Annotated in this window: 15 protein-coding genes; 7 read left to right on the forward strand and 8 right to left on the reverse strand. The window is 43.3% G+C overall.

What is annotated here, in order from left to right; translation table 11 throughout:
- Window positions 1-47: 47 nt before the first annotated feature.
- Window positions 48-686, reverse strand: a complete 639-nt coding sequence (locus HWQ42_RS20815) for a zinc-binding dehydrogenase (protein WP_292815720.1) — start codon at window positions 684-686, stop codon at window positions 48-50.
- Here HWQ42_RS20815 and HWQ42_RS20820 point away from each other — a divergent pair.
- On the forward strand, window positions 589-792 hold the full coding sequence (locus HWQ42_RS20820) for a hypothetical protein (protein WP_292815723.1): 204 nt from the start codon (window positions 589-591) through the stop codon (window positions 790-792). The two genes, HWQ42_RS20815 and HWQ42_RS20820, sit on opposite strands and share 98 nt — an antisense overlap.
- Before the next feature lie 302 nt (window positions 793-1,094).
- Here HWQ42_RS20820 and HWQ42_RS20825 read toward each other — a convergent pair whose 3' ends face one another.
- Together HWQ42_RS20825 and HWQ42_RS20830 are read right to left on the reverse strand one after the other, a co-directional pair.
- Complete coding sequence (locus HWQ42_RS20825) at window positions 1,095-1,532, reverse strand: cupin domain-containing protein (RefSeq protein ID WP_292815687.1); 438 nt, start codon at window positions 1,530-1,532, stop codon at window positions 1,095-1,097.
- Window positions 1,533-1,750: 218 nt separating this feature from the next.
- Window positions 1,751-3,112 (reverse strand): condensation domain-containing protein, encoded by a 1,362-nt coding sequence (locus HWQ42_RS20830; protein ID WP_292815690.1) that lies wholly within the window; start codon window positions 3,110-3,112, stop codon window positions 1,751-1,753.
- A gap of 1,632 nt (window positions 3,113-4,744) precedes the next feature.
- On the opposite strand from HWQ42_RS20830, the gene HWQ42_RS20835 reads away from it, so the two are divergent.
- Complete coding sequence (locus HWQ42_RS20835) at window positions 4,745-5,050, forward strand: hypothetical protein (RefSeq protein ID WP_292815694.1); 306 nt, start codon at window positions 4,745-4,747, stop codon at window positions 5,048-5,050.
- 37 nt (window positions 5,051-5,087) lie between these two features.
- On the opposite strand, the gene HWQ42_RS20840 is transcribed toward HWQ42_RS20835, so the two are convergent.
- Together HWQ42_RS20840 and HWQ42_RS20845 are read right to left on the reverse strand one after the other, a co-directional pair.
- Window positions 5,088-5,537, reverse strand: coding sequence for a thermonuclease family protein (locus HWQ42_RS20840; protein ID WP_292815696.1), 450 nt, complete (start codon window positions 5,535-5,537; stop codon window positions 5,088-5,090).
- Window positions 5,538-5,595: 58 nt separating this feature from the next.
- On the reverse strand, window positions 5,596-5,946 hold the full coding sequence (locus tag HWQ42_RS20845) for a 4a-hydroxytetrahydrobiopterin dehydratase (protein WP_334813602.1): 351 nt from the start codon (window positions 5,944-5,946) through the stop codon (window positions 5,596-5,598).
- Between the two features lie 431 nt (window positions 5,947-6,377).
- Here HWQ42_RS20845 and HWQ42_RS20850 point away from each other — a divergent pair, with 431 nt between their 5' ends.
- Window positions 6,378-6,935, forward strand: a complete 558-nt coding sequence (locus tag HWQ42_RS20850; protein WP_292815701.1) for an Rpn family recombination-promoting nuclease/putative transposase — start codon at window positions 6,378-6,380, stop codon at window positions 6,933-6,935.
- Between the two features lie 207 nt (window positions 6,936-7,142).
- Here the strand turns inward: HWQ42_RS20850 and HWQ42_RS20855 are convergent, their stop codons facing one another.
- The 3 genes from HWQ42_RS20855 to HWQ42_RS20865 all read right to left on the reverse strand — a co-directional run bounded on the left by HWQ42_RS20855 (window position 7,143) and on the right by HWQ42_RS20865 (window position 8,701).
- Window positions 7,143-7,463 carry a hypothetical protein gene (locus tag HWQ42_RS20855; RefSeq protein ID WP_292815704.1) on the reverse strand — a complete coding sequence of 107 codons (321 nt, stop codon included), beginning with the start codon at window positions 7,461-7,463 and terminating at the stop codon, window positions 7,143-7,145.
- A gap of 127 nt (window positions 7,464-7,590) precedes the next feature.
- Window positions 7,591-8,079: a hypothetical protein gene (locus HWQ42_RS20860; protein WP_292815706.1), complete on the reverse strand. Its 489-nt coding sequence runs from the start codon at window positions 8,077-8,079 to the stop codon at window positions 7,591-7,593.
- Window positions 8,080-8,101: 22 nt separating this feature from the next.
- Window positions 8,102-8,701, reverse strand: coding sequence for a hypothetical protein (locus HWQ42_RS20865; protein ID WP_292815709.1), 600 nt, complete (start codon window positions 8,699-8,701; stop codon window positions 8,102-8,104).
- A 252-nt stretch (window positions 8,702-8,953) separates the two neighbouring features.
- Between HWQ42_RS20865 and HWQ42_RS20870 the strand changes: the two genes are divergently transcribed.
- The 4 genes from HWQ42_RS20870 (at window position 8,954) to HWQ42_RS20885 (ending at window position 10,534) form a co-directional block, all read left to right on the forward strand.
- The gene (locus HWQ42_RS20870) at window positions 8,954-9,205 is read left to right on the forward strand and encodes a hypothetical protein (RefSeq protein WP_193912988.1); all 252 of its coding nucleotides are present in this window, start codon (window positions 8,954-8,956) and stop codon (window positions 9,203-9,205) included.
- Window positions 9,206-9,574: 369 nt separating this feature from the next.
- Window positions 9,575-9,754: a hypothetical protein gene (locus HWQ42_RS20875; protein ID WP_292815713.1), complete on the forward strand. Its 180-nt coding sequence runs from the start codon at window positions 9,575-9,577 to the stop codon at window positions 9,752-9,754.
- A gap of 47 nt (window positions 9,755-9,801) precedes the next feature.
- On the forward strand, window positions 9,802-10,092 hold the full coding sequence (locus HWQ42_RS20880) for a hypothetical protein (RefSeq protein ID WP_292815715.1): 291 nt from the start codon (window positions 9,802-9,804) through the stop codon (window positions 10,090-10,092).
- Complete coding sequence (locus tag HWQ42_RS20885) at window positions 10,049-10,534, forward strand: hypothetical protein (RefSeq protein WP_292815718.1); 486 nt, start codon at window positions 10,049-10,051, stop codon at window positions 10,532-10,534. The genes HWQ42_RS20880 and HWQ42_RS20885 overlap by 44 nt, the downstream gene beginning before the upstream one ends.
- Window positions 10,535-10,718: the final 184 nt, after the last annotated feature.

Here is a 10,718-nt window from a genome sequence, read left to right on the forward strand (position 1 = left end):
AAATTCGCCGCGTATACCTTCTTCATAGGCATTCCCGTTTTGGACAATCAGCGCTCGATTTTGCCGACCGATGTGCCTTGCTCTACCGCCTTGTGGGCATCCAGTGCGGTATCCAACGTAAAATGGCGAGGATCAACAATTGGGCGTAGTTGACCTGCATCCGCCAACTGCGTAGCCTGATGCAGAATCTCACCATGATGAGTACGCCCTTCACCATTCAGTAGAGGCAGAAGCACGAATATGCCTGAATACGTCGCAGCCTTCCGCGAGAGTGGCATCAAGGAGTGCTGACCCCAGCCGTAGCTACTAACGACATGTCCGTAAATGCGTACTGCCTGAAATGCATCGTCTAAAGTGGAGCCGCCAAGTACGAGGACTTTCTGACCATCGCCTACATTAGCGCGATCGACAAGTCCTTCCCATGCAGTCAAGACCACCAGGGGTAAAGCTGCTGCTTCACGCATACTGAGGTTGGTTGGTTTTTTTGCCAGTAGATCGGGATCAACTGCGGCAAATTCAGCGAGTGAACCTTGCAGTCCACCGACTCCACCCGTCAGTCCGTAGACCTGATCACCGACTTTAAACGCGGTGACATTTTGTCCAACTGCTTCAACGACCCCAGCCAGATCGGTTCCCAGCACGGCAGGGAGTACAGGTTTGGCATGGGGCGCTTTACCTGTGCGGATTTTGCTGTCGAGCGGGTTGACACCGCTTGCCTTGATTCGCACCAAAACCTGGTTGGCAGTGGGTTCCGGTCGGGAAATTTCGGCGGTACGAAATGTTGCAGTTTGAAAATCATCTACAATCAGCGCGTGCATAGTTGGTGATGGCTTCTGTATATATTGTTGCTAAAACTTTCTCAATTGCAGCCTTACCCATAGTGAAATGAAATTTACCAGCATTCAAACTATGTGTTATTCCTGACTTCTGCACCGATTTTGTTCATTGTTCTAAGAGGATTGCTATGTTCTCCTAGCAGTTCGCCAAGTTAACTTGGCGGAGTAAAGGGTAAGGGGGAAGGGTTTTAAATCCCTTAACCTTTCCCCTTTCCCCAGACCTCACAAGCGCATTTTTGGGTTGGCAAACTACTAGCATCATGCCGAGGGTAAGGTTCCAGGCGGACCCAAAATTTCGTCGCCGATCTCAACGCAAATACGTTCAAACAGTTCCATATCCGGTGTTTCTTTCTCATCAAGTGTACCGACTGCTGCGATCAGCCGAGCAAAGCCACTTGGCGCAGCAACGACCAACACGCGAGCTGGCTGATCGTTAAGCACGGCGACGGTATGGGGTGTGGCAGTAGGAATCAGGAAGCTTTCACCAGCACTCAACACAGCCTTCTTCTCACCTGCCCAAACCGTAAACTCCCCGGACAGTACATAGATTTGTTCAGAATAGCGTGTGTGGCGATGGAGGGGTATTTGTGTACTAGGAAGGAAGTAGCCTTCGATCAGATCGTACTGACCTGCGGTAGTTGTGTGATCTGCAATGATGCTGAGGCGAGAGCCAAAAAACCAGAGAGATTGTGCCATCAGATTACTCATGTTGATTAATTGTTTGCCTAATCAGGAGCCGTCAAGAAATAATTTTTACTAGTTGATATCTATGAAGTTTACTGAGGAGTATCTCTAAGCCAATCAATGTCTCAGCTTGAGTTTTTTTCACTGCACATTTAATAGTTACAAATTTCTCGCAATATAACCTCTACCATTTGAACGTTTTAGTAGAAGTTATACAATTCACACACTATTTAAACCTTTTTTAAAAGATCATTGCTTTTAAAAACAATTTCTCTTTGCTCCTCGTAGTTGAATGCGATCGCCTCATTTAGTAGATGTATAGCTTCCTCGTGGAGTGTTTTTGTCTGGGATTGCAGCATCACCCGTTCTGAACACACGAGCGTGAAGAATAGCCGATCTCCCAAAGTCGCTACGCCAACTAAGCGATCGTTTTTGACACCTGTCGTCACTACAGGCCCATAGATAGCCTGAAGTTCTAGCTCTCCAAACTGTTGCGTGATCGTCAAGCGCATGAGATTGCTAACGGTTATATCGTAGTCCAATTGGTCTTTAAATACTTGTAAAGCATCATCAGGACTCTTGAAGGTAGATAGCCATTGTTGAAGTTGAAAAATCTTCCCAAACAGCTTGTTAGATGTCATACTTTGCTTGAGTTGTTGTTTAGCAGAACGAGCGACTTGCCAAAAATTGGCATCAAAGTTTAAGAGGTGCGATGTCCGTTCAGCACCAATATATAAACTGAGATTTTCCTGGTTTGCAGATGTCAAGTATGGTCTGAGATTAATCGGTGACGTACAGTTGAGGTTCTGCGTCTGTTTTGAATGATTTTGCTGGCGGACTGCTAAGAGAAAAGCGGCACAAATCGCAGCATGAACACTCGTTTGTTCTTGCCGACAACGAGCTATGAGTAAGCGCGTTGTTTCGGGCGAAAGTGAACCAGAACTGACAAATGAACAGTTAGGTTGCTTCGCACGTTGCCCAACTGCAAAAGAATCACTGATGAATGTAGGAATTGGCTTTAGCAAAGAAACTTTTTCGGGAGTTCGATCGACAATCAAATCCTCTAGTGACGGAGGTACAGATAAAGACTGTCCGAATGTAGTGGGTGTAGCGTACACTGAAGGGGTTCCTGTAGGCATCGCCTGCAAAATATCCCGAATTAAGTAAGTTACAGAAATACCATCAGCGATCGAGTGATGACATATCACAATCAATTCTGATAATTCTGCGCCATTGCTGGAGTGAACCAAGACAACCCGCACTAACGGAGCTTGCGACCAAATAAAGGGCGTTGCGATTTCTTGCTCAACTTCTCGCTGCCATTGTTGTTCGGATAGCCTCTGCACAACCCGCAGTGGAATATCAGCATGGTCTTCGACAAACCAAGGGTACTTTGCTTCATCCAGAGCAATCCGAACTCGGAGGAATGGATGCCTTTGCTGTACAAAGTGGAGTGCTTGTTGAAGTTGAGTAACTGTGAATTTTCCTTTGATTTGGGCTGTGAGAGCGAAATGTAAGGAATGAGCTTGATCGTGGAGCCAGAAGATTTGCTCTCCCGCACCCAAAGGGCGATAGACCTCGAAAGATTGCATATATTTAATTAATCTCCAATAATAATGCTGAGGCGAGAGCCAAAAAACCAGAGAGATTGTGTCATTAAATTACTCATTTAATTAATTGTTTGCGTAATCAGGAGCCGTCAAAAAATAATGTTTATATCTATGAAGTTTACTGAGGAGCATCTCTAACCTAATGAACGTCTCAGCTTGAGTTTCTTTGACTGCACATTTAATAGTTACAAATTTCTCGCAATATAACCTCTACCATTTGAAGGTTCTAATAGAAGTTATACAATTCATACACTATTTAAACCTTTTTTAAAACATCATTACTTTTACAAACAATTTCTCTTTGCTCCTCGTAGTAATAGTTTCACTACTAGATTTATGCAATTATATTACAGTCTTCTATCGCAATTAGAAACTGGAATTAAAACGTATTTTAACTAAGTTATACCAATTCTGTATGAAGATGTATAGAAAGAACCTCTCCCAAATGAAGATGCATAGAAAGAATCCCTCCCAACCTCACCAAAGTATCAGGGAGGTTGGGAAGGGTCAAAATAATGTGCAGCTTCACAGAGAATTGATATTATTACAAATAGCTGCAAGTTTCATCCTTTAGGAGTAGTAATTAAACTCATGCTTTATTGAAAATAAATACTTGTCAATTTAGCAAAAATAATCGTAATCGATCACGGGGCGATCGCAACTTGCAAAACAACGCAACGATCCAGCATCCAGCCTTCATTTTCAATCAAACCAAGCACTTATACTCGGTAGTATTTTGAACAACTATGGGTATAAGTATCATCGGAACAAAAAACCGAGTTAAGCTTAAAAGCCTTGTTAGATAAAGATTCTCCTGATAACCAAGGTGATTGACGCTCTGCTGATCGTCAAGTCACTGCTCAACGATAAAATAAGGGTTTCAGATTCTAAAAATGCTTGTATTGCTTATGTAATATCTCTTAACCCAGTTTTCTGCGTTAATGCTACTCATACCCCAGCTTGTAGAACAGGGAAATTCAACTTCCTTATCGGGAGAAAACCAAGTCTCTGGTGTTGAAGTGAAAGCGGATCAAGAGGGCGAAAGTTCCGTAAACGTAAGTACTACCAACAAGGACAAAGGGCTATGAAGCTTATTTTATCTGCATCCTAGCCCTTTTTGTCCCCCCGTAAGGACAAGGACACTTAATCAAACAAATTACAGCGATGATCTTAGTACTATGTTGCTGAGATTCAGCCTTAATTTCATCGATGTATTTTCTGAAATATTATCAAGATACTGTGAAGAGTCTTAAAGAGTACAGTAATCAGGGGTAGCGCATCTCAAACCCAATATCTTTATCTGCATCAAGAGCAAGCAGTTGCCCTATCATAGACATATTCGCTTTTTCAAGGCAACCCCAAGTACTACCGCATCCATAGACGGCATCCGCGATTTTGAGCTTTTTCCTTAGTGGATCGCAGCACATAGTTGCTGGTGATAGAGTGCTAATGAGCAAAAATCTGGGAATAGAGAAAGTGAGCGATCGCGCTTTGCTAGAATCTTTGCTTTAAATATTACCCTGGAAGTTCATGATTAATGCTGATGTGGTTTTTAGCTTTGAGGGGAGAAGCTGAACTAAATATTAAATTGTCAAAACAACAGTTTTCTAAAACATGGATTTCATCAACCAAGCACGAAATTTGGCGGATACGCTCAAAGATAAAGCGCAAGAAGTAGCAAATAATACAGCAAAGGGGATAGAAGAAGTAGTTGATGAAATCAAAAATACTACTATAGAGATTACTACCTCAAGTATTAATGCAGTTACTGATTTACCTGCAACAGCACAGCAGGGTTTTCAAGCTGTACAAAATGTAGGTAAAGCATTAGTCAAATACGCTTCCGCTTTAGGTTCTGCTCTGCGGCCACTTAATGGTTTAAAAACGGTCACTTTATCCTTTAAGTTACATGCAGAGTGAAGTATGTCCCGTCCCTTTGGTCAAATTATCGTTCAAATCACAATTCCATCCCGCCAAGTCGCGTTTTAGCCAAGCCGCTTTTAAGCAGTTCTTCCTGAAAACTAATCTCAGCCTCACCCTGTCCGTGAGCCATCACTTCAGCAACAGTTCGCCCGTGGTTGTCTTTTTCCACCGGAATTATTATCAGTTGATTATCGGCAGCTGCGACTAGCTTAAGCAATTTCTGTTTTACTTCATTAGCCAATGGTTGTCCTGGGACTTCACCTTGTTTCAATTCCGGGGCATCGATACCACAAAGCTCAACTGACATTTGGCTACCATCGGTTTGACGGACTGTGATGCTGTCCCCATCTATCACTTGTGTAGCTGTCCATTCTTCGGTGAGTGCGATGGATGGCTGGTTAGTTCTTTGGAAAATCGAGATAGCGCTGATGGTAACACCAGCGATCGCAGTTAAAATTATGGCAGTTCTCCACAATGGCTTCATATTGCTACTCTATTGTCACAATATTAAGAAAGCACAATCTTATTGAAGCGCCACCGCTCTAGTTAGTAAACCCAGTAGCGATATCATCAGTCTTAGCTGCCATAATGAAATCGTTGCGATGCAGTGCTTGAATCGCGTGTGTCCACCAAGTAACTGTTACCTTGCCCCATTCGGTCAGTAAAGCGGGGTGATGTCCTTGTTTGTCAGCCTCTTCACCCACTAGTTGAGTAAAGGCTAGTGCTGTCTGAAAATCGGGAAAATTGTAGACACGCTGTAGATGTGACTCACCATTCTCCTCAATCATCTTCCAATTAGGTATCTGAGGCTGAAGTTCAGCAATTTCAGCCTCAGTTACTGGCAGCGAATCACCACTACAGGGAACACAAGTTTTTTGTAGTAAAGCTTCCACTGTTCTTGCTCCTTCACGAGTCACAATTTCAATTGAGTGTGCTGAATCAGTTGTGGTTAGAGATAATCCCTAATTCAGTAGTCTGCCTCTAATTTCAGCTTACTACTACTTCCCTTTGAATCGACTAAAATTCTACATCTGATGTCAATCAAAACCTAAAAGGTTAGAGAAGTAATCCAAAGGTTGAATGACAGGGATAGCTATTGTTTTGATTCGCTCAAAGGCTGATTTTTTCTTTGATAAGCGATGGCTTATGGCACTTCCAGACTAGGAAATGCCCAGCCCAACGGGAAAGCCAGTTAAGAGAACGTGCTCAACCCGTCTATATTCAGAGGACTCACCGGATCAAATATATTTTGAGCTAGACTTTGGATTAAGGCTCTGAAAGCCCTTCTATGAAGAAACACTACTGCCAACGGTGCTTTTCATTGGTGTTCACGTTCGCAAACGCCAACGCCAACGGGTTCCACGCTAAAACCGAATCAGAGAAGGTGTATCAAACTACTTTTACTACTGAAAGTTTACAACATGAGTTTTCAGTGATTCGTTTGTGGGAGCAGCCTCCTTCAGATTTTTTGTCCACACCAGGATTACTCCCGTTTGCGGTCTTGAGTGCTACTGAGAACAAAGTTGCTACATTACAACTAGAGGCTGCGGCTGTTGACAAAATTGCTGATCGGCGAACACAAAGTAATATTGCTGCCGCCTCTGCAATTCTGGCTGGGTTAGTATTAGAAAAAGATGTAATTGAGCGTTTATTTAGGAGAGACATAATGCGTGAGTCTGTGATTTACCAACAAATTAAAACCGAAGGCAAAGAAGAAGGCAGGGAAGAAGGAAGGGAAGAAGGAAGTCAACAAAAAGCTCATGAAATTGCCCAAAACTTAATAGCAGAAGGAATGACAGTAGAAGCGATCGCTCGAATTACTGGTTTATCAGTAGAAGTGGTGCAACAATTACAGCAAGGAGAGTCCGAGAATCAAAAGTAATTTTGCTACTGTCCCTGTACTGAATCGGCTCAACGAGGGCTGTTTTCAAGCCCCGATTTTCTCCGATACTCAATGGCGGTGGTCACTTGTTGGCAACAATGCCTCTTTGTTTGATGAGCATAATTGCTGTTTATGCAGAACCAGCGTTTCTAAGAGAACGTTAAGATTGCTGCCGAATGTATTCTTCTTGAAGTATGATTTTTCTTTTCAATTCAGTTCAGGCAATTGTGCAAGCGCTCCCTCCATCCATGCGCTGATTGCTGTTGTTTCATCTACTCCTCGTGCTACCGTATCAACTACGTGTTTCTGATAAGAGTTAACAGCATGATTGGGATGTCCAAACTTATTACCAGCCCAAGCCAAACACATGGTTTTCACTAGTTCATCAATCTGAACAAAATCAAGCTCACTTGGACTCGTAACATTTCGAGAATGCAGCCATTCTTTGACTAAATCGAGTGGATAATTTAAAAGTGTGCGAACTTCTTTGATTCGCATTGGGCGATCGCCTGAATCTTTGCGTAGCACGAGTTGAATTCTTCTAGGATTTCTATCGGTTCCATTGGTTTATTCAATAAGTTGTGGTGTTCTATTTGGATAAAATTTAAGTTTGCTCCTTGCCACACAGGTGGGTCTGCCCTATCCACCCGTTTCCTTACGCTGCAACCAAATGTTTCGCTTGTGGAACGTATCTTTTCAGACGCTCCCACTCGTCATTCGTCAGCGAATCAAATTCCTTATCTAGCAACTCTTCTTCCGTAGGCGGTTGTTCTGATGCCGTTGTTGATACTCTTGCCACCTTCAAAAATTCATCCAACCCAACTGCTGCATCAACCGGCTCGGCGTATCGAAGAAAATCGACTCCGTTAGACCAGTGTGTAATGTGTTGAAATATCACTCTAATCATTGAATGAGCCTTGTACACTCGATAATTTCTGGGGCAGGCTCCGTTAACGTAAACCAGCTTGTAGCCAGGAATCTCTTGCACCTCTGCATTGGGGTCGCTTGGAGGCAATAGTATCTTCTCAAGAGACTCTTCCAACTCCGTTTGTTGAAGAAATGTGCTAATCATAGTCTGTGTGCCATGATGATTTCGATTGTCTAAATTTTGTGTAGGGCGATTGCTTTTCTCTTGGGGCAGCAATCGTCCTTTCTATCTTCAGCAACTAAGCCGCTACTGTCGCTCGGACTCCCAACGAAGCAATCACTTGTTCAGCACTAGCAGCCACGCGATTGACTCCGTACTGTCTGGGTCTTGCGTACCAGCCTTCTTGATTGCACTCGACGAAGCCGACAAAGTGCCCGTCTTGGTAGAGTTTGGTGCTAAATGATAGCCAGTCAATTTCACCGTGGTACAGACCAAAAACAGTGCAGGCTTTTTCCAATTCATCGCTCAGGCATTTGTTACGCTCTAGTGGGGTTTCCGGTAGAGTCGCTTTGACTTCTGCAACTCTTTTTGCGAACCAGTTGCGGTCAAATGGTAGCTGTCCGCCTTCCACAAACTGCACCCATACTGTGATTCCACCTTCTATCCAGATAGTGCGAACGGATTCGGGTTGGACTTCAATAATCTCACCGATGATGCGACGGTCACGAGCAGTCAGGGGGTCTTGGGTGGGGGCTACAGCTTCGGCTTGGGATTCGAGGTGGGTGTATAGTTCTGCTTGGGCTGTGGCTTGTTCATCTCTGAAGGGAGTATCTGCAACTATTGTTTGATTGAGCTTGAAGTTTGAGGGTGCTTGTTGTGTGTAAACGGATTGCGTCATAATGAGGATCTCCTGCCTCTACACGGGGTTAGGTTTTTCACAAAAGGCGATCGCGTAAGTTTCTCACGCTAGAGCGGTCGTCTTTTGTTTTGCTATCTTTAGTATAGGCTAAAATATTTCCTTTGTTAAGTATAAATATAGGTTTATGTGTAGGCAAAATGGACAAAAGTCCTATTTTATAGGCAAGAACTAGGCTGAAGAGTAGAATTAGGTATAGGCTAAAAGCTATGATTGAGCAGAAAAGGACATACTATGCCAAGAAATCTTGCGGAAGGGGAAACCCAAATGAACTTTCGCATCCCAGAAGAAAAGAAAATTGCTTTCTTAAAAAAGGCCAAAGCGAGTGGAACTTCTGCTAGTAGACTTCTACTAGAGTTCATCGACAGTTATTTAGGAATATCGCCAAGAAGTGATGACGAAATTGACAACATCAAGAAGAAAGTTGCAGAGCTTGAGGAGTTTAAGGAACGTGCTGAGAAAATCCTGGGGGAATTAGCAGCCTGAGAAGCGCCTCGGAGCAACTCAGGCTATCACGCGAACGGATTCGCCAGTTTTTAGAATTTGAAGATGAAGAAAAACCCCCTGAAACATAGCTTCGGGGGTTTTGCAGTTAATGAGACCCCTGCCAAACAATGACAGGATTTATCACTATAGGCTAGCCTAGCAACTAGCCTATAACAATTATATACGTATTATTGATTTAATGATTTCCTTTGTATAGGCTAAAATGAAACTATATTTAAAAGCTAGGCAATAAATGAAATGAGAAACTTAAAAACGGATGTTACTCGATTACAAAATTTCAGTGAACAATTAGTGCTGCGCTTGACCGTATTAGTCCAGTCTTGGATTGCCTTGTGAGGCAGTCCGACAATGGAGCAGGAAACGCTCAACCTGAGTAATTATTACCCCTGCTGCTTAGTAAAAGCGATCGCCGCCGACCAAAGCAATGCGATCGCCCGTTCAATTTATTCACCACAAAGTGAACTAACTATAATGCTGACACATTTTTGGAAAAATCCATCTTACAGCTACCTTGTTCACTTTGGTTAAACTGCAACACCCCAACTTTCAAGCATTTACCATAGTGAGCAAGAAATATGCTGACACTAGACAGAGAACAAACAACAGCACTCGATTACAGTGTTGTCAACGCCAGCATCCAGGAAACCTTCACTGCCATCAACAAATTCGAGTGGCAAGCAATAGATGAACTGCGCCTTATGCGAGACAACCACTATTACAAAAATGGTGGACACGTCAGCTTTGAAGAATATTGCGAGAACGAGTTAACTAAACACGGGGGATATCGCCGCGTCAGAGATTTGCTGTCTGCGAAGAAAGTAGTTGATACTCTACCAGAGAGAGGAACTCAGGGAAAAGATTACTAAACCCTCTCAAACTCGCTCCTTACTCCGGTTGGTCAAAACTCCCGACAAGTTAAACGAAGCTGTTGCGATCGCAGCCAAAGAAAAACCCTTCCCCACTGCCGCCGATTTTGCCAAAGCAGTGCAGCAGGTTGCACCAACGGTTAAACGCGCCGCAAAAAGCGAAAACCCAAAAACGCAATTGTGTAATTCTGTGACTGTCTCATCACCAAAACATTCTCGTTATGGGGATTCGGGAGTGATTGAAGCAGACGCACCGAATAACTATCAGCAGATTGTTACCTTCAGCGATGGTGAAAGGCTGCTGGTAAACAATAGTGATTTGGTTGATTTAAATGACGCAATTGTGTCCGAATCGAGTGAACGGACTTATCCACCAGAATACACAGAAGCGATCGCTGCTATTGAAGAACGTTATAAACAGGAACTAGAGCGACTTTCTTAGGAATTGAGAATTGGTTTGCAAGTAGAAGCAGGGGCTAAAGCTGAGGCCCAGGTACAAGAGCAAATCCAATCTCTGCAAAACCTGTACAAGCAGCAGAAAGAGCAAAACATCCAGTTACAGCAACGCCTGTAGGACTTACGCATTGACAAAAAATATCACCTATGGAATCTATAGATGCTAGATA

The organism is Nostoc sp. JL23, assembly GCF_017115065.1.
Classification (GTDB): domain Bacteria; phylum Cyanobacteriota; class Cyanobacteriia; order Cyanobacteriales; family Nostocaceae; genus Nostoc; species Nostoc punctiforme_A.

Bases quoted from the DNA above. Each gene is read 5' to 3' on its own strand.
- HWQ42_RS20825 (WP_292815687.1), bottom strand. From the start codon at position 1,532: ATGGCACAATCTCTCTGGTTTTTTGGCTCTCGCCTCAGCATCATTGCA.
- HWQ42_RS20830 (WP_292815690.1), bottom strand. From the start codon at position 3,112: ATGCAATCTTTCGAGGTCTATCGCCCTTTGGGTGCGGGAGAGCAAATC.
- HWQ42_RS20835 (WP_292815694.1), top strand. From the start codon at position 4,745: ATGGATTTCATCAACCAAGCACGAAATTTGGCGGATACGCTCAAAGAT.
- HWQ42_RS20840 (WP_292815696.1), bottom strand. From the start codon at position 5,537: ATGAAGCCATTGTGGAGAACTGCCATAATTTTAACTGCGATCGCTGGT.
- HWQ42_RS20865 (WP_292815709.1), bottom strand. From the start codon at position 8,701: ATGACGCAATCCGTTTACACACAACAAGCACCCTCAAACTTCAAGCTC.
- HWQ42_RS20870 (WP_193912988.1), top strand. From the start codon at position 8,954: ATGCCAAGAAATCTTGCGGAAGGGGAAACCCAAATGAACTTTCGCATC.
- HWQ42_RS20875 (WP_292815713.1), top strand. From the start codon at position 9,575: ATGGAGCAGGAAACGCTCAACCTGAGTAATTATTACCCCTGCTGCTTA.
- HWQ42_RS20880 (WP_292815715.1), top strand. From the start codon at position 9,802: ATGCTGACACTAGACAGAGAACAAACAACAGCACTCGATTACAGTGTT.